Consider the following 20,604-nt stretch of genomic DNA (forward strand, 5'->3'; position numbering starts at 1 on the left):
CCGCACCAACAGGAATAAACAAATGCAGCCTATGTGCAATTTGATTCAAATTGCTATAGGATAAACGATTCATGCAAAGCGGCCTAGTCGGTTGAGTCTCTTTGTTTTCGGCCGTAGGCCGCTCAGGCGACAACGTCGCCGGTTCTATTAAATATGTGAAAAACCTAGCCTACGGTGAATAAATTTCGTAGTCTTTTAGTTATCGGTATTTGTGTTTATCGGTAAGTTTTAGTAATTCAAAAGCTTACATAAATATGACTTTGCAATCTGTCAAAGATAGGATATCGTGCCGAAAAACTGAACTTGGTTCAGTTTATAAAAAGGACTTGGCTTTAATTTACTTTGAACACAATGACTTAACGGTCATTAAACTGTTTATTATATTGCAGAGTAAATTAGGCTTAAGGCAGTTTAGCCCATAGCATATTATATAGAGGATGCACATTATGGCTGATAGTTCGACAGCGATTGAGACTCCACTTGTGGATGGTTTGTCTCAAGCAGAGCAGTGGTTAACAAATAATTCAGATTTATTTATCCAATATGGCGTAAATATCATTTCAGCACTGATAATTCTATTTATTGGTAACCTTATTGTTAAAGCAGTAGCGAATAGCGTGTCTAAGGTTCTTCAGAAGAAGAAAATGGACCGAGCGGTTGTGGAATTTATTCACGGCTTAGTTCGCTACCTATTGTTTGTTATTGTTTTAATTGCTGCACTAGGTCGTTTAGGTGTTCAAACGGCATCTGTAGTTGCTGTTATTGGTGCGGCTGGTTTAGCGGTAGGCTTAGCGTTACAAGGCTCACTATCTAACTTTGCTGCTGGTGTACTTATCGTTGCATTCCGTCCATTTAAGTCTGGTGACTATGTGGAAATTGGTGGTGTAGCAGGTTCAGTGGATTCAATTCAGATCTTCCAAACTGTTCTAACAACGCCAGATAACAAAATGGTAGTGGTACCAAACGGTAGCGTTATTGGTAGCCCAATTACTAACTACTCTCGTCATGACACACGTCGTATCGACCTAATGATCGGTGTTTCTTACGGCGCTGATCTGCAAAAGACCAAAGAACTTCTGACTAAGATCTGTGAATCTGACGAGCGCGTGTTGAAAGAACCAGGCGTTCAAGTTGGTGTTCACACGCTAGCGGACTCTTCAGTAAACTTTGTTGTTCGCCCATGGGTTAACACAGCAGAGTACTGGGATGTGTATTTTGACCTTATGCAAGCAATCAAAGAAGGCTTGGATAACGAAGGTATCGAAATTCCATTCCCGCAAATGGATGTACACATGAATAAAGTAGAAGCTTAATTTTTAGTTAGTTTTTATAGCTATAAGCTTTTATAAGGAAAGGCGGATAACTTAGGTTATCCGCCTTTTTTGTTGGTTTCATGAAGCTAAATAGATTTACCAGTATTGCTCAATCAGTCCATTGGTAAGCACTGCTGCAATGGCGAACATCATGGTTGCTACTGCGATATCAATGCCTTTCTTAACCTTAGGTTTAGATAGCGTCGGGCCTAGCTTTGCAGCGCCCAGTGACAAGGAGTAAAACCAGACGAACGAAGCCAGTATAGTCCCCATAGCAAACGCAATTCTGTCGTTGCCTTCAAATTGCCCACCAATCGAACCAAGAATTACCACGGTATCCAAATAGAGGTGTGGGTTTAATACTGTTACTGCCAATGCCCCTAAAATAACGGTGCGCTTGCCACGCGCCAATATCTCACCTTTCGATTCATCACTGGTGCGCACTTTGAATGCACTGCGTAGTGATAGCAAACCATACACAGTCAGAAAAGCGATGCCACCTAATGTTACGGAGGTCAGTAGTAATTCATTTTGCGACAAGATCGCTCCGCCGCCAAAAATACCTAATGAGATAAACAGAGTATCGAGCAGGCTACAAATCGTTGCTGTCGTTAAATGATGATTGCGTTTTATCCCTTGATTTAGGACGTACGCATTCTGAGCGCCAATAGGGATAATCATACTTGCCCCTAGACCAAAACCTTGTAATAAAACCAAAAAACTCATTTTAACCTCCACTTATTTAACGATATTTACGTGCTATATGGCGAAGATACTCCGACCCTTCAAATAAGTATAATTAATGATTTTAATCCATTATTAGAGTTGCTAATGTGGTGGGGAGTTAGCTTAAAAAGGAAGCAAATTGATGCGCGGATTGGATTATAAATGGATAGAAGCACTGGATGCCGTAGTAAAACAACGTAGCTTCGAAAGGGCTGCTGAACAGTTATATATCTCCCAGTCGGCGGTATCTCAGCGCATCAAACAGCTGGAAAAGTGGTTGGCTCAGCCTGCCTTAGTGAGAGAAAGCCCGCCTAGGCCAACGCCTGCGGGTAAAAAATTACTGGGCTTATATCGTCGTGTTCGTTTGTTAGAGCACGAACTTGTGCCTGAGTTGATGAATGAAGAGGGAACTCAGCCACTATCGATATCCATAGCCACTAACGCTGATAGTTTGGCGACATGGCTGCTACCGGCTTTGTCGGATGTGATGAAATCTCGCCAAGTCGAGTTGAACCTCGCGATTCATGGTGAGTCGAGAACCATTGAAAAGATAAAAAGTGGCGAGGTGGCCGGTGCAATCAGTTTGGAGTCTCAAGCGATTCCTGGCTGCAGTGCTGACTATCTCGGTAGGATGGATTATGTGTGCGTGGCTAGCCCTGGCTTTCATCAGCGTTATTTCTCAGAGGGCGTAAACTACGCCACCTTAAGCAAAGCGCCTGCGGTTTCCTATGATCAATACGATGATCTGCATAAGAAGTTTCTGCATGATCATTTTAACGTCCCGAGAGACAGTGTGATCAATCATACAGTCGGCAGTTCAGAAGCGTTTGTGCGCTTAGCGTTGTCGGGTGTCGCCTATTGCTTGATTCCTCGATTACAGATTATCGATGAGCTCGAGTCTGGTGCTCTGATTGATATTACCCCTGGCTTTCTGCTCTCTTATCGCATCTATTGGCACCATTGGCAGCTTGAGAGTGGGGTATTAAAAGAGGTATCCCAAGCAATATTGAGTTTTGCTCACAATCACTTACCTCAGTAAATTGTTGGTTTTTTCAGCGTCAAAGTTCTGTTAGAAGTGCGTGCTCTGGATTGGCTAAGCGATAAATTGCTCTATGATGAAAGTACATTTGTTTAGCATAGGTCATACCTAATGAAGCTTGTACCAAAGATGTTAGCAACGTCTCTTACTCTTACTGCGGCGTTGAGTGCTGTGAGTTTTCCATCATTGGCTGACTCTCCATCCTTTCCTCATATTTCAACGACAGGCTATGGTGAAGTGATCGCGACACCTGATATGGCGACATTCTCTGTGAGAGTCGTGGAATCGACGATGACTGCTGAACAGGCTAAAAATACCGTTGATAAAGTCGTGACAGGCTTTCTAAATAAGCTGCATCAAGCAGGTGTTGATGAGGCGAGTGTTCACAGCTCGAACCTGTATCTATCTCCTCAATATCATTACCCGAAAGATGGCAAACCGGAACTGGTTGGCTACCGCGCCTCACGTAATGTGACCGTTCAAGTGACTGAGCTAGCCAATCTTAATGAGTACATGGATATTGCTATTGGAGAAGGCATTAATCAGATCGACAACATACAGCTGCAAGTTCGCGACCAAGCTAAATATCAAGAGCAAGCGCGTTTAGAAGCCATTAAAGATGCGACATCAAAAGCTAAATCATTAGCGAGTGGTTTTGAACGTGAGTTGGGTGATGTATGGCGCGTGGACTACAACGCCCAATCTTCTCAGCCAGTACTCATGCGTTCAATGGCAATGGATGCAAGAACAGAGTCGAACTCTTATGAAGACTCAACGATCACTATTCGTGATCGCGTGAATGTGATCTACCAGATCGAAGAGTAATGATAACGCTATAAAAGGTTTTAGATCATAGTGATCTAATTACCTACGATAGGCCAAATACTAAAAAGGCTCTCATAATGAGAGCCTTTTTTTATGCATTTTGAGTGCGATGATTAGTGAAGAAGACGAGCACGGATTGTGCCTTCGATCTCTTTCAGTTTAAGCAGCGCTTCTTCAGAGCGATCGGCTTCTACATCGATAACGACATAACCCATATCAGCCGCAGTCTGTAGGTACTGACCCGCGATGTTGATCCCTTCTTCAGCGAAGATGGTGTTGATCTGAGTTAGGATGCCTGGACGGTTTTCGTGAATGTGCAGCAAACGAGACGTGCCCGTGTGTAGCGGTAGTGATACCTCTGGGAAGTTAACACTTGATAGCGTAGAGCCGTTATCAGAGTATTTCGCTAGCTTACCAGCCACTTCAACACCAATGTTTTCTTGTGCTTCTTGAGTTGAGCCACCCACGTGAGGCGTTAGGATCACGTTATCGAACTGCATTAATGGAGACTCAAACGGGTCTGCATTGGTTTTTGGTTCTGTAGGAAAAACGTCAATAGCCGCACCTGCAAGGTGACCAGACTCCAGAGCGCCACACAGAGCTGGAATATCGACTACCGTGCCACGAGCTGCGTTGATAAAGATAGAACCAGGCTTCATGCGCTCGAACTCTTCTTTACCCATCATGTCTTTTGTTTCGTTGGTTTCAGGTACATGCAAAGAGATTACGTCACACTTGTTCAGTAATTCCGTCATGGTATGAACTTGCGTTGCGTTACCCAGAGACAGTTTGTTTTCAATGTCGTAGAAGTAAACACGCATGCCAAGGTTTTCAGCAATAATACCCAGCTGAGTACCGATGTGACCGTAGCCAATAATACCTAAACGTTTACCACGAGCTTCGTAAGAGTTGTCGGCACTCTTCTTCCAGATGCCACGGTGTGCAAGAGCGTTCTTTTCTGGAATGCCACGTAGTAGCAATAGAACCTGACCAAGAACGAGCTCAGCAACGCTTCGAGTGTTTGAGAACGGTGCGTTGAACACAGGGATACCGCGTTTTGCTGCTGCTTGAAGGTTGACTTGGTTAGTACCAATACAGAAACAACCGACGGCAACCAGCTTTTCAGCTGCATCAATAACTTCTTGGGAGATGTTAGTGCGAGAACGAATACCAATGAAGTGGGCATCTTTAACTGCTTCAAGAAGTTCATCTTCCGGTAGCGAGCCTTTGTGGTACTCAATGTTTGTGTAACCAGCGGCTTGCAGTACTTCTACAGAAGAAGGGTGAAGACCTTCTAGAAGTAGAATTTTTATTTTTTCTTTTTCCAGTGAAACTTTGGCCATTGTTCTCGTCCTTAAAATGGAAAGGTTGGGCAAATGCGGCGCACGTGCTACAAAATGGCTGAAAGGGGAACAAATTCACCACTTTGTTAGGAGACAAACGTTTTCCCTGTGCGTCTTCTGAACAATAAAGTAACAAAAAAAAAATGTTTTGGGTAAGAAAATTACGGAATAAGACATAATTTTACAGCAATAAAGCAAAAAAAACGGCGCCCTAGGGCACCGTATGTAATGAAGTAACAGAAAAACTCAATCTTCTATTATTTATTCTTCGATTTTTGCACCTTCAGGCGTGCCGGTGATAACCACATCGGCACCACGGTGAGCGAACAGACCAACCGTCACAACACCAGCGATACCATTGATGATATCTTCTAGTTGTTTCGGGTTTTCGATCGCCATGTCGTACACATCTAGGATCACGTTGCCGTTATCGGTTGTGCAGCCTTCGCGGTAAACTGGGTCACCACCAAGCTTAACCAGCTCACGTGCCACGTATGAACGTGCCATTGGGATTACCTCAACAGGCAGTGGGAATTTACCCAGCACATCAACTGCTTTAGTGCCGTCAACAATACACACAAACTTGTCAGAGATAGCTGCTACGATTTTTTCACGAGTCAAAGCAGCGCCGCCGCCTTTGATCATATCGCGTGAAGCGTTAATCTCGTCTGCGCCATCAACATAGATGTCTAGTTTGAATACGTCGTTGCACTCAAATACTTTGATTTCTAGTGCTTCTAGTTTTTCAGTAGAGGCTACAGAGCTTGAAACCGCACCTTTGATTTTGTCTTTCATTGTGCCAAGTGCGTCGATGAAGTGATTTACTGTAGAGCCAGTACCTACACCTACAATGCTGCCTTCTTCAACATATTGAAGTGCTGCCCAGCCCGCTGCTTTTTTCATTTCATCTTGAGTCATGCCATTCTCCTGAATAAGGTCTTGCGCTTTGAATTAATCGTTCGCGTATTGAAGTTAACGTTTATATATCGAGGTTAACGTTTGCGGCGCGATTATAGCGCTTTAATGGTTGTTTTCCCATTGCCAAGTTTTACTCGGAGTCACGATTTTAGGTAACGGAATGTCCCACTCTTCAATCGGTAGGGTACCAACATGTTGGCAATCATGAGCCAAACCAATAGGAGTTGCGCCTTCGCCCGTCTCGAACCACTTCGCTAAGGTGCGATCGTAATATCCGCCGCCCATACCTAAGCGATGGCCATGAGAGTCAAATCCGACAAGGGGCGTAAGAATAAGGTCGAGTTGCTGACAAGGTTTAACCAGCATCTGATTGAGCTGAGGTTCGACAATACCGTACTTATTCAAGACCGTCGGTGTGGTTGGTGAGTAGTGCAGAAACAGCAGGTGCCCGGCAGAGAAGGGGTGCAATACTGGTAAATAAGTTTGCTTACCTTGCGCCCATAACCATTCGATTAAAGGCTGGGTATCGAGCTCGCCATCAATCGAAATATAAAGGGCAATATGTTGAGCTGACTGAATCTCATTGAGCTGAGAACACTGTTTAACTAAATCTATACCGGATTGAGTTTGCAGGTCGCCAGATAAGGCATTGCGCTTGATACGGATCTGTTTGCGAAATTCGCTGCGTGTGAGCGTCTTCATAAGAAGGGATACCCCAAAGTGCCGTTGAGAATAGATGGCCCTTGAACCAGCGAGTTCAAGGCGGATCAGCAATGATTACCGTAGGCTTCTCGGTCGGGCCGAGCATGCTCAATAGCACTCAAGTACTAACCCTTAGGGATTGCTTATCGGCTCGGGGACGTGAATCCTCTGACAAACACTCCAGGGTAAATTTTGTGTACGCTATTGCTGTCCGTGCTTAACTTTACTGAGGACATCTGAAAGTGATGTCGTGAGCTGTTCCATTCGCTCGGTCAGTGCGTTTTGTTCATCATTTGCTTCAAACTTCTTGGTTTGTAATTCGTAGCAAATATTCAGAGCTGCGATAGTCAGCAGCTTCACTTCATTGGTTACCTTAGTACGTTCAGCCATCTCTTTCAATCGATTATCAAGATCGGCCGCCGCTGCAATCAATGACTCTTCTTGCCCTGGTGGACAATTCACTCGAGTCAGTTTTCCTAATATTTCAACGTCTACCGCTTGATTACTCATGATGGATGAACTCTTTAACGCGCTATTTTAAGGCTGTTGCCCTTCGCCATTTTTTGAGAAAGAAAAAGTGCAAGTACCGATGAGGAAGCAATCTCCTCTGAGGGAGAAACTATAGGTAAACCGCTATTAAGATTCAAGCTTTTCAGAGTGACTGTTTGTAAATGAGAGCTTGAGCACACAGTAATTCAGCAAATTGAACAATTGGTAGTCAGTCATCCTTCAATTGCTGGGGATCGATGCTTACCAGAATTGGGGTGAAGTGGTACGATTATACTATCGATATAAAGAATAACTGAGCGAGCTATCTGATGAGCGAAACTACTTTACCTGACTACCTAACGGTTGCGACTGAACTTCAATCGGCAAGTCTAGCCGTAACCCCTGCTGAGATGCACGGTTTATTAACGGGTATGTTAAGCGGAGGCTTAAGCCTTGCAGATAAAAGCTGGCAACCACTGATCTTCGATTACACCAATGAAGGCATGGGTTGGCCAGATCGCGCATTAACGCTAGCGGAAGCGACACTGAAAGTAACGACCAGTGAAATCACAGGTTCAGGCATGGAACTGTCTATGTTGCTGCCTGACGAAGACGCAAGCGCAAGCCTGTTTGACTTGGCTGACGGTGTGTCTGATTGGATTAACCATTTCATTTCTGGCTTAGGCTTGGTTGGCGCTCAATTGAACAAAGCGTCTGACAGCACCAAAGAAGCATTAGCTGATCTTGAAGAGATGGCAAAGCTTGGCATTGACGAAGAAGATGATATGGAAGAGCAAGCGCAGCTTCTAGAACACGTTATTGAGCACGTAAAAGCGTGTGCACTAACGATTCATGCTGAATTTGGTGCTCGCCCATCTGAAGATGCGGCGCCTACCATTCATTAATTCGTTGGCCGGTTTGAGGTTATGATGGCTCAGTATGATGTTGTAATTGCTGGTGGCGCAATGGCAGGGGCAACCTTAGCCCTTGCTTTGAATCACCTAAGCCAAGGCTCACTGTCGATTGCGGTAGTGGAGCCTTATCAGGTTGATCATCAAGCTCACCCAGGGTTTGATTCTCGTTCGATCGCTTTGTCCTATGGCACGGTGCAGATCCTGGATTCTTTGCAGTTGTGGCAATCTATCGCTCCGGTCGCGACCCCGATTAAAGATATCCATGTTTCGGATCGCGGGCATGCCGGAATGACAGACATCTACAGTGAAGAGCTTGCTGTAGATGCGCTTGGCTACGTGGTCGAGTTAGCAGATGTGGGTCGAATCTATCAACAGAAGCTGGAATCAGAAGCGGCCATTACCATGCTTTGTCCTGAGTCTGTCAGTAAAGTTGAACGTGAAGATGCGTTGACGACGATTGAACTGACAAGTGGGCAAACAGTAACCACCAAGTTATTGGTTGCAGCTGACGGTGCAATCTCAACCTGTTGCCAACAGCTCAATATCTCATTGAGTGAGCACGACTTTGAGCAAGTCGCTGTGATTGCCAATATCGTTTCGAGTGAGCCCCACCAAGGTCGCGCATTTGAGCGTTTTACTCATCATGGGCCAGTTGCTCTATTACCGATGAGTGACAACCGTTTATCGCTGGTTTGGTGTTTAACACCAGAGCAAGCACAAAAAGTGATGACGCTAAACGACAATGAGTTTCTTGATCAGCTGCAGAGTGACTTTGGCTGGCGACTTGGCCGATTAGAGAAAGTAGGCAAGCGTGCGAGCTACCCTCTGATTCTTCGTCACCGACAGCAAAATATATCTCATCGATTTGCCATTGTTGGTAATGCTGCTCAAACGCTTCACCCCATTGCGGGGCAAGGCTTTAACCTAGGTATCCGAGATGTGGCTTCCTTGGCAGAAGAGTTGTGTACCCAGTTAGATGATGTGGGTCGTTACCGTGGTCTTGTTAACTTTAGAAAGCGTAGAGAACAAGACAGAGAAGCCACGATTACGTTGACTTCAAGCCTAGTTCACCTGTTCTCAAACGATTATATGACCGCTCGCATTGGGCGTAATCTTGGGTTAGCCGTAATAGATAACCTTCCACCACTTAAAGGTCCACTTTTGCGTCATACGCTTGGCCTAGTAGAAAGATAAGGTAATAAATAATGATGCAAAGTGTTGATATCGCGATTGTTGGTGGTGGCATGGTTGGCCTAGCGCTCGCTGCTGCCCTAAAAGACAGTGACTTAAGAATTGCTGTCATTGAAGGCAGAGCTCCCAGCGAAGGGCTGAGTGAGTTGCCTGATGTACGTGTATCCGCGTTGAGTCGTTCTAGTGAAGTGATTCTTCGTAACCTAGGTGCATGGCAAGGTATCGAACAAAGACGCGCTGCACCGTATCAAGCGATGGAAGTGTGGGAGCAAGACAGCTTTGCTCGTATTGAGTTTGACTCGACACGCTTGGCTCAGCCTAACCTTGGCCATATCGTTGAAAACCGTGTGATTCAATTAGCGCTGCTTGATCAGGTTAAGAAGCAAGACAACGTCAGCCTGTATATGCCCGCAACGTGTAAAACGATGGCGATTGGTGAAAGCGAAGCATGGTTAACGCTAGATAATGGTCAAGCATTGACAGCTAAGTTAGTTGTTGGAGCAGACGGCGCAAACTCTTGGGTTCGTAAGCAGCAAGATATCCCATTAACACATTGGGATTACGGACACAGTGCGATTGTCGCGAACATCAAAACCACAGAGCCGCACCACAGCGTTGCTCGTCAAATATTCACGCCTCAAGGTCCATTGGCATTCCTACCAATGCAACCAAGCCACATGAGCTCGATTGTTTGGTCTACGGAACCAAACCGTGCCGAGAAGCTGGTATCCATGTCGGATGCTGATTTTAATAAGCAGCTAACGGCAGAGTTCGACTCAAAGCTTGGATTGTGCGAAGTGGTTGGTGACCGTTTTGCCTTCCCACTGCGCATGCGTTATGCCCGTGACTTTGCGGTAGAGCGTGTGGCTTTGGTTGGTGATGCTGCTCATACCATTCACCCATTAGCAGGGCAGGGCGTGAACCTTGGCCTATTAGACGCAGCAAGCTTAGCGCAAGAGCTGTTAAAGCTATGGGCTGCGGGTGAAGACATTGGCACCAAGCGTAATCTTCGCGGCTACGAGCGCTGGAGAAAAGCAGAGGCGGCGAAAATGATTGCTTCAATGCAGGGCTTTAAAGATCTGTTTGAAGGCGATAACCCAGCCAAGAAGCTGATTCGTGGCATTGGTATGAAGCTTGCGGGACAATTACCGGGTGCGAAAGATGAGATCATGAAGCGCGCATTGGGTTTGTCAGGCAATCTTCCTGACTTAGCTAAGCGTCCAGTGATTCATCGATAATGACATAGTGTTCTGGTGATTTATCGAATCATCATTGATACGAAACTTGGTACGAAAAAAGGGTTGGCATAATGCCAACCCTTTTTGTTTTTAATTCTGTAGATAATTAGGTCATGCGTACGCGCAGCGCAGTTTCATGATTTCACTATTTATTTCTTTCACTGTTTGAAAGTGACGTTTTTCTGCTCGGTCTGGTAGCACTAGCTTACCGTTATCAAACTCAAATTTTCCTACGCCGTAAATGTAGATTCGTCCTTTGAAAAGTCGACTTACATGTTTAGCAATCATACTCGGTGTATAGCGCTTAAACAGTCTCATTCTTAATTATCCTTATATTTACCTAGCCTGCATATTATAGAAAAACTCCGAGATAATAATTGTGATAAGCATGGAGTTATATGCAGTAGAGTTGACGTTAATTAGATATTTGTGCTGTTCTAAGCACTTTCTTCAGTAAATATCTATTTTTACGTGAGCTCCTCCCCAAAATAATACTGAGTAGTGAACTGCCGTGAACTTTCCTGTTCGGTATTAAGCAGTGATAATGTTACAAGTATAAGAATAGGCGGGATTTTTTGGTTTGTGTAATCAAATTGTAAATTTCGGACAAAAAAAAGCCCGTCTAAAACGGGCGAATAGTCACAGATGCATTACACAAAAGTGGATACTGATGTTACTCAGTGGATTCACTTGCACTGATTTGCTTAATAGCTAGTCAGTAAATTTACAATAACGCAAATTTAACTTTGTGACTACTTATGCTTTTATTTTGAGTAACTATTTATTAATGGTGTGTTCTTCTTATGACGAAGTTCACACTAAAAATGTACTCAATGAAATATTCAAATGAAGTTTGCGAAGCATGATCTGATCGAAACGATCATCGACTGATGTCCGCGACGGTCGGTGCACATAACGCCATAAGATCATTGAGATCCAACGCAACGCCAGCCATTCGGTCGCCGGAACTAATGGTTACGGTCGAGTTGTTTTGAATGGAAGGATCAAAAATGATCGGCATGTGTCTCTTGAGAGCAAGCGGGCCAACGCAACCCACTTTAAAGCCAGTGATCGCTTCAACATCAGCGAGCGACACGCAGGTCATTCGACGGCAATTCAATACCGAGCGTACTTTCTTGGGGTCGACAGAGCGATCGCCAGCAGTACAGGCTAACGCATACTGGTTGCCCATATCCTTGAGCAGGATGCACTTCACCATTTGAGAGGCGTCGATGCCTCGCTCTTGTGCGGTTTCTTCAATGCTGGTGGTTGGCTTGCTTTGCATCAGCAGGCGATAGTTCACCTGCTGTTGATCCAGCCATTGTGTAATCAGCGTTTCCACGTGGTTACTCGTCGTCAAGGCTGTACGGCAGTGGCAGGATATTCCATGTTTGATCAGGCTGCGCGGTCAGTCGAAGCTTAACATCGTCATCAAGGTTGTTTGGCAGTACCATCAAACCAATCGCTTGGTTATCAGCAAATTGATAGACGTTTAATAGTCGGCCTGCGCCACGCCAGTTCTCACCCACGCTACGTTCTAGTTCAATTGGGTTCTCTAGAGACAATACTTCTGCTGTCGTTCCTGAAACAATACGCATCTCACGTTTGTTCATTCCACGGTACTTGGCACGAGCTACCGTTTCTTGACCTGTGTAGCAGCCTTTTGAAAAGCTGATTCCACCAATTGCTTGCAGGTTAAGCGCTTGAGGGATGTGCTCGTTTTGCTCTGCTTTCGATAGGTTAGGCTGAGCATCTAGAATTTCATGATATTGCCAAAGTGCTTCTGATACTTTTTCTGCTGAACTACTTGAGACTAAAGTTGCAGCAACTTCTTCCGTAATAAGCAACACCCAGCGATTGTCAGAGACTTTAACCGCTGTGCCACCAGAGATAGCACGCACGTTACCTTGGTTTTCTGAAATTGAATCAATGTATTGATCCGCAGATGCGCCCATCACACCGATAACAACATCTGTCGTTTGCTCGATATCAACCTTAGAGAACACGGCGTATTTTTTGATTTCGACCAGTTCTACTTCAATCGCAGATTTAGGCTGCATGAGCGCGTAACCGCCATTGTGATGGAACAGGCGGAAGATACTCCATACCTTTCCTTTTGCATCACAGTGCGCGCCTAACGTGGATTCATCATTAGGAAGAGTGACGACATCGCACGTTACTTGACCTTGTAGGTACGACTTTTTGTCATCGCCTATCATGGTGATTGCGCTCCAGTCTGACACGTGTGTCATCATCAGTTCTGGAAGCGATTCATTTTGCGTATGAGCGAGTGGCTGAAATGTGTTTTTCCAATCCATTTTATCTTTCCTAAGAATTTTATTTGGCTCTATGTTAATCCGGTTCTGTTTCTTTGTCAGCCTAGGTTTTTTTGTGAGCTTAGATAGGGACTGTGACTCACACAGTAGTTGCAGGGCGTATGACTTGTTACACTCCGAGAAAGAAAAATTATAGGTGAGGATAGCCAATGTACACTGCAGAGCAGAAAGCACGAATTAAATGGGGTTGCCGTCGCGGCATGTTAGAACTTGATGTAGTCATCATGCCATTTTTCGAAGAGTGTTTTGATTCATTGCAAGAGCAGGAACAGCGCGAGTTTGTTTCTCTATTAGAGTGTGATGATCCAGATTTGTTTACTTGGGTAATGGGACACGGACGCAGTGAAAACCTAGGCCATGCATCAATGGTTGATAAAATTGTCGCACACAACCTCAGCAAGGTTCGTTAAGCTTCAGCTTAACCCTTCGTATTCCGCATTATTTGCAAAAGGCACTATTTTTGGGTGCCTTTTGTTTTTCATCGTCCTGTCTTCTATTCCACTTGCCGCCAGCCTTTATTGCTTAGCTTTAATGATCCGCTTATTTAGAAACAACCGTGTGATTCTAAATAGTGCCTATGGGCGTTTTGATTACAAAGAGGATGGTGATATTCGACTCAATAACCGAACTTACCGACTCAAGTCCGTTGATAAGATCTGGGCGCAGTTTTTCGTTAAATTGCAGTTTGAATGCGGGTATTCGGTACTGCTTTGGCGAGACAGTTGTTGCGAGCGCGAATATCGTCATTTTCTGGCGAACTTACAACGAGCACGCTAGAGAAGCCAAACTATTCGATGAAAGAAAGTATTAGATAAAAGAAAGCGTTAGACAAAAGAAAAGGGAGCACTCGGCTCCCTTTCGTTTAATCATTTTCCGCTGACGGCTAATTCGCTAAGTACGTTTAACCAATTATTATGATTGGCGTTTCTCTGGCGTCAGAATCGTTGGGCCACTGTCTTCTGCAAGTTCAGGGTAATCCAACGTGTAGTGAAGGCCGCGGCTCTCTTTGCGTTGCATTGCACAACGAACCATTAGCTCTGCGACCTGTAGCAAGTTACGCAGTTCTAATAGGTTATTCGAAACCTTGAAGTAGCTGTAGTACTCATGAGTTTCTTGTTGCAGCATCTGAATACGACGCAATGCACGCTCTAGTCGTTTATCCGTTCGAACAATGCCCATGTAATCCCACATGAATAGGCGCAGTTCGTGCCAGTTGTGTTGAATGATAACTTCTTCATCACTGTTGGTGACTTGGCTTTCATCCCATGCTGGCAGTTCAGCGCACAGTTGAGATTGGTCGATGTTCTCAACGATATCTTTTGCTGCTGCCCATGCGTAAACCACACACTCAAGCAGTGAGTTAGAAGCCATACGGTTTGCACCGTGTAAGCCGGTGTAGCTCACTTCGCCAATCGCATACAAGTTCGTTAGGTCGGTTTGACCTTGCTTATTCACCATGACACCACCACAAGTGTAGTGAGCAGCTGGCACGATAGGGATCGGCTCTTTGGTCATATCGATGCCCAAGTCCATCAAGCGAGTATGGATCATCGGGAAGTGCGTTGTGATGAATTCTTCAGGTTTGTGGCTGATATCAACATACATGCAGTCGGCACCCAAGCGCTTCATTTCGAAGTCAATTGCACGAGCAACCACATCACGTGGCGCCAGTTCACCGCGCTCATCGAAGTCCTTCATAAAGCGAGAACCATCTGGACGACGCAAGTAAGCACCTTCACCACGCAGTGCTTCCGTTAGTAGGAAGTTACGCGCTTCTGGGTGGAATAAACAAGTTGGGTGGAACTGGTTGAACTCAAGGTTTGCCACACGACAACCCGCACGCCAAGCGATAGCAATACCATCACCTGAAGAAACATCTGGGTTAGAGGTGTATTGGTAAACCTTTGAAGCGCCGCCTGTTGCTAATACAACAAATTTAGCGCGCACGGTTTCAACGTGTTCTTGGTTACGGTTCCAAATGTAGGCACCGATCACCTTGTCTTTTGAACCACCAATCTTATCTTCAGTAATCAAATCCAGCGCATTGTGGCGCTCGAAGATCTCGATATTTGGGTGGTTGTTGACGTTATCTTGTAGTGAGGTTTGCATCGCCATGCCAGTTGCATCGGCAGCGTGCAGAATTCTGCGGTGACTGTGACCACCCTCACGAGTGAGGTGATATTTTGGTTGGCCTTCTGTGCTGTTCTCATCTTTATCAAATGGAACACCACCATCAATCAGCCATTGCACACACTCTTTCGCATTTTCAGCAATGAATTGAACTGTATCTTCTTCGCATAACCCAGCCCCAGCTATTTGAGTATCCTCTACATGAGACTCAATACTGTCCGACTCATCGAACACCGCGGCGATACCACCTTGTGCGTAATACGTCGATCCTTCGCTGCGTGGTCCTTTGCTTAATACAATTACTTTTGCATGTTCTGCTACGCGTAAGGCTAATGACAAGCCTGCCGCACCACTTCCTACCACTAATACATCACACTGATGTTCACGGTTTGCGTTCATAAAACTTATTAAATCCCGGGCTATAGTCGAGTTGTCCACTCTCAATTGACTTTGTCTTGTTTTAGGAGTTTGGGTAAGACTGTTATAATCTCTCCAGAGTCATCCTTAAACGCTATGCAAAATCAATATATAGACAGCTATCTAGAAATATTTAATTGCTCAATACCATTGCTTTTGCTCAAGTTTCCCCAAATTGATAGGGATAGCTATTTTTATTACATCACATTGTGAAACAATAATGGCAAATAATTTTAAGAAAGTTGGAACTTTCGGTATTTGGCTTAGTCACAATAGTGCTCTTGTAGACGGTGGTGTCAATACTACATTTCGCATAATTAGTACCCATATCTGTGAAGGTGAGGGTTATAACAATAGGAGTACCCGCTCGAATGAACGAGCAGCTAACCGATCAAGTGTTGATTGAGCGAGTTCAGAGTGGAGATAAGCAGGCATTTAACTTACTAGTGGTTAAGTATCAAAACAAAGTTTGTAATCTTATCTCTCGATACGTGAATAATTCCGGTGATGTACCTGATGTAGCACAAGAAGCTTTTATTAAAGCTTACCGCGCGATACCTAACTTTCGTGGCGAGAGTGCCTTCTATACATGGTTGTACCGAATTGCCGTGAACACCGCTAAAAATCATATCGTTGCCCAAAGCCGTAGGCCGCCAGCAACAGATGTAGATGCAGAAGATGCAGAATATTACGAAACAGGCAGCGCGTTAAAAGAAATATCGAACCCTGAGAACTTAACGCTGTCAAAAGAATTGAAACAAGTCGTTTTTGGAGCGATTGAAGCGCTACCAGAAGACTTAAAAACTGCAATGACGTTGCGAGAGCTCGAAGGTTTGAGCTACGAAGAGATTGCAGAAGTAATGGATTGCCCTGTAGGAACCGTACGTTCGCGTATTTTCCGAGCTCGTGAAGCGGTGGAAAAGAAAATTAAACCTCTTTTGCAACGCTAGAACTTGTAATAATTATGGTGAAAATAATGGCTGATAAAGAAAAGCTTTCGGCACTCATGGATGGTGAAACGATCGATAAAGCTCTCATTGTAGATCTCGAATCCGATCAAGAAAGCATGGATACCTGGCAGAGTTACCATTTAATTGGTGATGTTATGCGTGGGGATGCGCCAGAAACTCCAGAGTGGAACATTGCTAATAGTGTAGCGGCAGCGCTTGAGAACGAGCCTGCACATGGTTCAATGTCGAACCTGCACCAAGCGAATGTTGAACCTACTGTTGCTCCAATTGAAGAGCAACCTAAACCTCAGCAAGCGAAGCGTCAGCTTCCGGCGTGGTTACAACAGTTTGGACAAGTTGCCGTGGCAGCGTGTGTTTCATTAGCCGTTGTACTAGGTGTTCAACAATATGGTGGCAGCGATCCTGCAGCACCAGAGCAGTTGCCTGTACTCCAGACGATTCCATTTGCGGGTTCTGCGGAACCAGTAAGCTTAACGCGTGACTCTGTTGAGAAACCAGCATCTGAAGCTAACTTGCAAGAGCAGCGCAAACGCGTTCATGCAATGCTAGAAGATTATGAGCTGCAGCTAAGATTAAACAGTGATGCATCGCCAATGCAAGATGCACATCTAGAATCGGACATTGAATGAAGAAAATCCTGGTCAGTGCACTGACACTGTTCAGCTTGATGTCTCCAACAGCCTTTGCAGAGGAAACCACTGCAAAGGCGTTGTTGCATCAAATGAACGAGGCCAGTCAGCATCTAAATTACGAACTCTCCTACATTTTGATAAAGAAGAGCAGTATTGAGCCTCTTGTTTATCGCCATGCGGTTAACGACGACCAACAACTTGCACACCTTGTTTATCTAAGCGGCCCTGTTCGTGAAGTCATTCGACGTGGCAACGAAGTTAGCTACATCGAACCGGGTACAGAGCCATTTACGATTCAGTCTGGCAGCATGGTCGCACCTGTTATTCCGATGATTAATCGAGATATCGAATCTCTGAATCAGTACTACGACTTTGTGAAAGTTGGGCGCTCTCGTGAAGCGGGCAGCACCACTCAAGTGCTACGTGTCGTGCCGAAAGACGGCCTTCGCTACTCTTACGTGGTTTGGGTCGATGAAAAAACGAGTCTTCCTTTGCGTGCCGACCTTTTGGATCGTGATGGCGAAGTGCTTGAACAGTACCGCACTATCTCTTACGTGGTGAACGATAAGATTGCTGAGGCAATGGGGGGCTTGAACCAAGCTCAATTGCCGAAAGTTTTATCACTGCCGGAAGGCTTAGTGAGTGAAACTAACTGGCAAGCCTCGTGGATTCCTGAAGGGTTTAAGTCAAAAGAGCTTAGCCGCTATCAAATGGCTGCGACCGATAAAATGGTTGAAAGTCAGCTTTTCAGTGATGGACTGTTTAGCTTTTCGGTTTATATTGCTGAAAAAGACGAACATTCATTGAAAGGGCAGCTAGTGCGTCAAGGGCGTAGAACCTTGCACAGCTTAGTGATTGGCGACAAAGAGATCTCTGTGGTTGGTGACATTCCGCCAGCAACTGCGAAACGTATTGCTCAGTCAGTTACATTCAATAAATCGGTACAAGCGCAATGATGACCGCGTTGGCGACCGTTAGCTCGGTTGAACAAAAAGGTAAGCAATACTTTGTTCAACTGAGCTGCGAACAACAAACCAGTTGTAGTAGCTGTTCTTCTCAAAAAAGCTGTGGCACCGGTATTGTGACCAAGGCTGTTGGCAATAAATCTTTGTTTTGGCAGCTTAAAACCAAAAGCTTAGTCAAAGCAGGGCAAATCGTAGAAATTGGCTTTCCAGAAAAAAGCCTACTTCAATCGGCAGCCATTGTTTATCTCATCCCACTTTTCATGTTGATGATTGGTGCTGGTTTTGGACAACTCTTGTTACAACCCTTACTCCAAGGGGGCGAGGGCATTGTTATCTTAAGTGCAGCACTGTTTACTGCTGGTGGAATTGCCTTAGCGAAGCGGTTAGCCAAACCCATGGAAGACAAATCCAAGCAAGAAGTCGTCTTGATTCGAATCCTAGGTGAGTCTCTCGTCTAATTTATGATGCTTCTTGCCCTTAAATTGGGTAGAATCTGCCAACTTGATTGAAATGCCGCCACCAATGCTGACTGTAGATTGGACGCGTCGCGGCTTTCTTATTATCCCTATTCAAAGAGTTTAGTCACACCAAGCCTATGAAGCACATTCGTAATTTTTCGATTATCGCCCACATCGACCACGGTAAGTCGACCCTTTCTGACCGCTTAATCCAAGTTTGTGGAGGATTAAGTGAACGTGAGATGGCAGCTCAAGTCCTCGATTCTATGGATATAGAACGCGAGCGTGGTATTACAATTAAAGCGCAGAGTGTGACTTTAGATTACAAAGCTAAAGATGGTGAAACTTACCAACTTAACTTTATCGACACTCCTGGACACGTAGACTTCTCTTACGAAGTATCTCGTTCTCTGGCGGCTTGTGAAGGCGCACTACTTGTAGTGGATGCTGGCCAAGGTGTTGAAGCACAAACTCTAGCAAACTGTTACACAGCAATCGAAATGGAACTGGAAGTAGTGCCAATCTTGAACAAGATTGACTTACCTGCAGCTGAACCAGAACGTGTTGCTGAAGAAATCGAAGAGATCGTTGGCATCGATGCGATGGAAGCTACTCGCTGTTCTGCGAAAACAGGTTTGGGTGTTGATGATGTTCTAGAAAACATCGTGACGGCAATCCCGCCACCGGAAGGTGATCCTGAAGCGCCTCTACAAGCGTTGATCATTGACTCTTGGTTCGATAACTACCTTGGCGTAGTTTCTTTGGTTCGTATTAAAAACGGTAAGCTGAAGAAGAACGACAAGATTCGAGTAATGTCGACAGACCAAGTATGGGGTGTTGACCGTTTAGGTATCTTCACGCCTAAGCAAATCGATACTACAGAGCTAAATACTGGCGAAGTAGGTTGGGTTGTTTGTGGTATTAAAGACATCCTAGGTGCACCAGTTGGTGATACGTTGACGCTTGCAAAAGGCGGCAGCACTGAACGTCTACCTGGTTTCCAAAAAGTGAAGCCTCAGGTATACGCTGGTCTATTCCCTGTTTCATCTGATGACTACGAAAACTTCCGTGATGCGTTAGGCAAACTAAGCCTGAACGATGCATCACTGTTCTTTGAACCAGAAAGTTCAGCAGCACTTGGTTTTGGTTTCCGTTGTGGCTTCTTAGGAATGCTTCACATGGAGATCATCCAAGAGCGTCTAGAGCGTGAATACGACCTAGACCTAATCACAACAGCTCCAACAGTAGTGTATGAAGTTGTAAAAACAGATAAAACGGTTCTTTACGTTGATAGCCCGGCTAAACTGCCAGCGGTTAATGACCTAGAAGAAATTCGTGAGCCAATTGCACGCTGTAATATTCTGGTACCTTCGGATTACCTAGGTAACGTAATCACACTGTGTGTTGAGAAGCGTGGCGTGCAAGTCGACATGGTTTACCACGGTAACCAAGTTGCTGTGACGTATGACCTTCCTATGGCAGAAGTTGTTCTAGACTTCTTTGACCGTCTGAAGTCAACGTCTCGCGGCTATGCATCATTGGATTACAACTTCCAACGTTACGAGCCATCAAACATGGTACGTGTAGACGTATTGCTGAATGGCGAAACGGTTGATGCACTAGCGATCATTACGCACAAAGATATTGCTCAGTCTCGTGGTCGTCTACTGGTAGAGAAGATGAAAGAATTCATCCCTCGTCAGATGTTCGATATCGCGATTCAAGCAGCGATTGGTAACCACATCATTGCTCGTTCTACAGTGAAACAACTGCGTAAGAACGTAATCGCAAAATGTTACGGTGGTGATATCAGTCGTAAGAAGAAACTTCTTAAGAAACAAAAAGAAGGTAAGAAGCGTATGAAGCAGATCGGTAACGTTGAACTGCCTCAAGAAGCATTCTTAGCAATTCTTCATGTTGGTAAAGACTAACTTTATCCAGCATTAAACGAATAATTGAAAGTGGAAGAGTAGCTCGCTATTCTTTCACTTTCGTTA

Annotated in this window: 22 protein-coding genes and 1 other RNA gene; 13 read left to right on the forward strand and 10 right to left on the reverse strand. The window is 44.9% G+C overall.

The features are described 5' to 3' along the window. The first annotated feature begins 446 nt into the window (after nucleotides 1-446). Entirely contained in the window at nucleotides 447-1,313 is an 867-nt protein-coding gene (mscS, locus tag AB4484_RS04220) for a small-conductance mechanosensitive channel MscS (RefSeq protein WP_050621008.1), read from the forward strand. Nucleotides 1,314-1,409: 96 nt separating this feature from the next. On the opposite strand, the gene AB4484_RS04225 is transcribed toward mscS, so the two are convergent. After that, nucleotides 1,410-2,039, reverse strand: a complete 630-nt coding sequence (locus AB4484_RS04225; RefSeq protein ID WP_372076580.1) for a LysE/ArgO family amino acid transporter — start codon at nucleotides 2,037-2,039, stop codon at nucleotides 1,410-1,412. A 142-nt stretch (nucleotides 2,040-2,181) separates the two neighbouring features. Between AB4484_RS04225 and AB4484_RS04230 the strand changes: the two genes are divergently transcribed. Together AB4484_RS04230 and AB4484_RS04235 are read left to right on the forward strand one after the other, a co-directional pair. After that, nucleotides 2,182-3,078, forward strand: a complete 897-nt coding sequence (locus AB4484_RS04230) for a LysR family transcriptional regulator ArgP (RefSeq protein WP_050621007.1) — start codon at nucleotides 2,182-2,184, stop codon at nucleotides 3,076-3,078. Nucleotides 3,079-3,189: 111 nt separating this feature from the next. Next, nucleotides 3,190-3,903 carry an oxidative stress defense protein gene (locus AB4484_RS04235; protein ID WP_017059059.1) on the forward strand — a complete coding sequence of 238 codons (714 nt, stop codon included), beginning with the start codon at nucleotides 3,190-3,192 and terminating at the stop codon, nucleotides 3,901-3,903. 113 nt (nucleotides 3,904-4,016) lie between these two features. Here the strand turns inward: AB4484_RS04235 and serA are convergent, their stop codons facing one another. The 5 genes from serA to zapA form a co-directional block, all read right to left on the reverse strand. Then, on the reverse strand, nucleotides 4,017-5,246 hold the full coding sequence (gene serA / locus AB4484_RS04240) for a phosphoglycerate dehydrogenase (RefSeq protein WP_017059058.1): 1,230 nt from the start codon (nucleotides 5,244-5,246) through the stop codon (nucleotides 4,017-4,019). Between the two features lie 261 nt (nucleotides 5,247-5,507). Then, entirely contained in the window at nucleotides 5,508-6,164 is a 657-nt protein-coding gene (gene rpiA / locus AB4484_RS04245; protein ID WP_372076582.1) for a ribose-5-phosphate isomerase RpiA, read from the reverse strand. Nucleotides 6,165-6,266: 102 nt separating this feature from the next. Continuing rightward, complete coding sequence (locus AB4484_RS04250; RefSeq protein WP_372076584.1) at nucleotides 6,267-6,866, reverse strand: 5-formyltetrahydrofolate cyclo-ligase; 600 nt, start codon at nucleotides 6,864-6,866, stop codon at nucleotides 6,267-6,269. A gap of 6 nt (nucleotides 6,867-6,872) precedes the next feature. After that, nucleotides 6,873-7,056: non-coding RNA, 6S RNA (ssrS, locus tag AB4484_RS04255), on the reverse strand. 11 nt (nucleotides 7,057-7,067) lie between these two features. Further along, entirely contained in the window at nucleotides 7,068-7,376 is a 309-nt protein-coding gene (gene zapA, locus AB4484_RS04260) for a cell division protein ZapA (RefSeq protein WP_004735366.1), read from the reverse strand. A 308-nt stretch (nucleotides 7,377-7,684) separates the two neighbouring features. Between zapA and AB4484_RS04265 the strand changes: the two genes are divergently transcribed. Genes AB4484_RS04265 through AB4484_RS04275 form a run of 3 tightly spaced genes read left to right on the forward strand, consistent with a single transcriptional unit; the run spans nucleotide 7,685 to nucleotide 10,698 of the window. Next, nucleotides 7,685-8,260, forward strand: coding sequence for a YecA family protein (locus AB4484_RS04265; protein ID WP_050052683.1), 576 nt, complete (start codon nucleotides 7,685-7,687; stop codon nucleotides 8,258-8,260). A 24-nt stretch (nucleotides 8,261-8,284) separates the two neighbouring features. Then, nucleotides 8,285-9,463 carry a 2-octaprenyl-6-methoxyphenyl hydroxylase gene (gene ubiH, locus AB4484_RS04270; protein ID WP_372076611.1) on the forward strand — a complete coding sequence of 393 codons (1,179 nt, stop codon included), beginning with the start codon at nucleotides 8,285-8,287 and terminating at the stop codon, nucleotides 9,461-9,463. 11 nt (nucleotides 9,464-9,474) lie between these two features. Beyond that, the gene (locus AB4484_RS04275) at nucleotides 9,475-10,698 is read left to right on the forward strand and encodes an FAD-dependent 2-octaprenylphenol hydroxylase (protein ID WP_372076586.1); all 1,224 of its coding nucleotides are present in this window, start codon (nucleotides 9,475-9,477) and stop codon (nucleotides 10,696-10,698) included. A gap of 111 nt (nucleotides 10,699-10,809) precedes the next feature. Here the strand turns inward: AB4484_RS04275 and AB4484_RS04280 are convergent, their stop codons facing one another. The 3 genes from AB4484_RS04280 to ygfZ all read right to left on the reverse strand — a co-directional run bounded on the left by AB4484_RS04280 (nucleotide 10,810) and on the right by ygfZ (nucleotide 13,016). Then, nucleotides 10,810-11,016: a DUF1107 domain-containing protein gene (locus AB4484_RS04280; RefSeq protein WP_009847660.1), complete on the reverse strand. Its 207-nt coding sequence runs from the start codon at nucleotides 11,014-11,016 to the stop codon at nucleotides 10,810-10,812. A gap of 562 nt (nucleotides 11,017-11,578) precedes the next feature. Continuing rightward, nucleotides 11,579-12,040, reverse strand: a complete 462-nt coding sequence (locus AB4484_RS04285; protein ID WP_048605859.1) for an aminoacyl-tRNA deacylase — start codon at nucleotides 12,038-12,040, stop codon at nucleotides 11,579-11,581. 4 nt (nucleotides 12,041-12,044) lie between these two features. Then, nucleotides 12,045-13,016: a tRNA-modifying protein YgfZ gene (ygfZ, locus tag AB4484_RS04290; protein ID WP_372076588.1), complete on the reverse strand. Its 972-nt coding sequence runs from the start codon at nucleotides 13,014-13,016 to the stop codon at nucleotides 12,045-12,047. Between the two features lie 167 nt (nucleotides 13,017-13,183). On the opposite strand from ygfZ, the gene AB4484_RS04295 reads away from it, so the two are divergent. Together AB4484_RS04295 and AB4484_RS04300 are read left to right on the forward strand one after the other, a co-directional pair. Beyond that, on the forward strand, nucleotides 13,184-13,444 hold the full coding sequence (locus tag AB4484_RS04295) for a succinate dehydrogenase assembly factor 2 (RefSeq protein WP_004735374.1): 261 nt from the start codon (nucleotides 13,184-13,186) through the stop codon (nucleotides 13,442-13,444). After that, on the forward strand, nucleotides 13,392-13,811 hold the full coding sequence (locus AB4484_RS04300) for a protein YgfX (RefSeq protein ID WP_372076590.1): 420 nt from the start codon (nucleotides 13,392-13,394) through the stop codon (nucleotides 13,809-13,811). The genes AB4484_RS04295 and AB4484_RS04300 overlap by 53 nt, the downstream gene beginning before the upstream one ends. Before the next feature lie 135 nt (nucleotides 13,812-13,946). On the opposite strand, the gene nadB is transcribed toward AB4484_RS04300, so the two are convergent. Further along, complete coding sequence (gene nadB, locus AB4484_RS04305; RefSeq protein ID WP_019826282.1) at nucleotides 13,947-15,563, reverse strand: L-aspartate oxidase; 1,617 nt, start codon at nucleotides 15,561-15,563, stop codon at nucleotides 13,947-13,949. 389 nt (nucleotides 15,564-15,952) lie between these two features. Here nadB and rpoE point away from each other — a divergent pair, with 389 nt between their 5' ends. The 5 genes from rpoE (at nucleotide 15,953) to lepA (ending at nucleotide 20,538) form a co-directional block, all read left to right on the forward strand. Continuing rightward, nucleotides 15,953-16,531 (forward strand): RNA polymerase sigma factor RpoE, encoded by a 579-nt coding sequence (gene rpoE, locus AB4484_RS04310; protein WP_008223963.1) that lies wholly within the window; start codon nucleotides 15,953-15,955, stop codon nucleotides 16,529-16,531. A 26-nt stretch (nucleotides 16,532-16,557) separates the two neighbouring features. After that, entirely contained in the window at nucleotides 16,558-17,181 is a 624-nt protein-coding gene (locus AB4484_RS04315) for an RseA family anti-sigma factor (protein ID WP_372076592.1), read from the forward strand. Further along, entirely contained in the window at nucleotides 17,178-18,140 is a 963-nt protein-coding gene (gene rseB, locus AB4484_RS04320; protein WP_048605809.1) for a sigma-E factor regulatory protein RseB, read from the forward strand. Before AB4484_RS04315 ends, rseB begins: the two co-directional genes overlap by 4 nt. Then, nucleotides 18,137-18,607: a SoxR reducing system RseC family protein gene (locus tag AB4484_RS04325; RefSeq protein WP_048605807.1), complete on the forward strand. Its 471-nt coding sequence runs from the start codon at nucleotides 18,137-18,139 to the stop codon at nucleotides 18,605-18,607. The genes rseB and AB4484_RS04325 overlap by 4 nt, the downstream gene beginning before the upstream one ends. Nucleotides 18,608-18,744: 137 nt before the next feature. After that, nucleotides 18,745-20,538 carry a translation elongation factor 4 gene (lepA, locus tag AB4484_RS04330; RefSeq protein ID WP_048615653.1) on the forward strand — a complete coding sequence of 598 codons (1,794 nt, stop codon included), beginning with the start codon at nucleotides 18,745-18,747 and terminating at the stop codon, nucleotides 20,536-20,538. The last annotated feature ends 66 nt before the right edge of the window (nucleotides 20,539-20,604 follow it).

The sequence above is a fragment of the Vibrio sp. 10N.261.46.A3 genome, assembly GCF_041472995.1.
Taxonomy (GTDB): Bacteria; Pseudomonadota; Gammaproteobacteria; order Enterobacterales; family Vibrionaceae; genus Vibrio; species Vibrio coralliirubri.